General features: G+C 69.0%; 2 protein-coding genes. Both read left to right on the top strand.

What is annotated here, in order from left to right; all coding sequences use genetic code 11:
* Positions 1-142 precede the first annotated feature (142 nt).
* Positions 143-637, top strand: coding sequence for a YcxB family protein (locus tag KZA10_RS15275; RefSeq protein ID WP_141386656.1), 495 nt, complete (start codon positions 143-145; stop codon positions 635-637).
* Positions 638-821: 184 nt separating this feature from the next.
* Positions 822-1,411 (top strand): M4 family metallopeptidase (locus KZA10_RS15270; protein WP_374196603.1); only part of this gene is annotated, 590 nt, incomplete at its 3' end.

Raw genomic sequence — 1,411 nt, 5'->3', positions numbered from 1 at the left:
AGCCGATCGTCGGCGGCGGGACGACCGATGCCGCGGCCGCGACGATCCGCGACCTCGCGGCCACCCTCGCCCGGCAGGGCAGGGGTCTCTCCGGTCGATCGCTGCCGATGTCGATCGGCTGAGCGCGTGGGAGGATGAACGAGTGTCCCCACGCTCCCTGACCGTCGACGAGAGCCTGCTGCGACGGATGGCGCGCGACGCCGCAATCTATTCGCTGACCCGCCCGTCCGCCCTCGTGATGTGGTTCGCCCTCGCCGGTGCGCTGGTGCTCAGCATCCTCAATCTCAGCGCCCCCGTTGCACCGGGGGAAGAAGCCCCGTTCGCCGCGGGCTGGATGCCCGTGATCATCGCCGGGCTCGCAGGCTTCGCCGTCTTCATGTCCATCTCGGGCGCCCGAACGGCCGTGCGGATCGCGATGCCGGTGGAGCAGGTGGTGTGGGTGGCCCTCGAAGACGACAGGCTGCAGATGGGCAGCGGTCGCCGTCGATCCGACATCGACTACCGCACGTTCCAGAAGATGCACGTGGGCAAGGACGCCGTGTTGCTGAAGCTGCGTGACGCCTCGGTCGCCACCGCGATCCCCCGCGCCCTGCTCACGGACGACGACATCGCGACGCTCCGCTCCAAGATCTCCTAGCTCTCCCAGACCTCAGACGACGACCTCCGAGGCTCAGGGCCGTCAGCGCGACGACGCCGGACGACCAGGCGACGGATCAGGATGACGCCGGGGACGAGCACGACGATCAGCATCCACATCGAGCTGTTCTCGGGCAGCTGATCGCAACTCGCTCGACGATGCCGGGGCGCCGCTCGATGCGACCGTGCACTACGGCGTCGACTACGACAACGCGTTCTGGGACGGCGAGCGCATGGTGTTCGGCGACGGCGACGGCGAGGTGTTCCAGCACTTCACCGGCTCGCTCACCGTCATCGGACACGAACTCGCGCACGGCGTCGTGCAGCACACCGCGAACCTCGAGTACCAGGGCCAGCCCGGCGCACTGAACGAGTCGATCGCCGATGTGTTCGGCGCCCTGACCGAGCAGTACGCCCTCGGCCAGACGGCCGACCAGGCGACGTGGCTGATCGGCGCCGAGATCTTCACCGACGCCTTCGAGGGCGCGGCTCTGCGTTCGATGATCGCGCCGGGCACCGCCTACGACGACGACGAGCTCGGCAAAGACCCGCAGCCCGACCACATGAGCGGCTTCGTGCGCACCACGGAAGACAACGGCGGAGTGCACATCAACTCCGGAATCCCCAACCGCGCGTTCGCCCTCTTCGCGATCGACCTCGGTGGCAAGGCGTGGGAGCGCGCGGGCACCGTCTGGTATCGCGCGCTCACGGGCGGCCTGTCGAGCACCGCGACCTTCACGCAGTTCGCCGATGCCACCGTCGCCGCGGCCGCAGC

The sequence above is a fragment of the Microbacterium sp. BF1 genome (assembly GCF_019279095.1).
GTDB classification, from domain to species: domain Bacteria; phylum Actinomycetota; class Actinomycetes; order Actinomycetales; family Microbacteriaceae; genus Microbacterium; species Microbacterium maritypicum.
The sequence above is the reverse complement of the archived record's forward strand: the minus strand, read 5'-3'. Positions and strand labels throughout refer to the sequence as shown.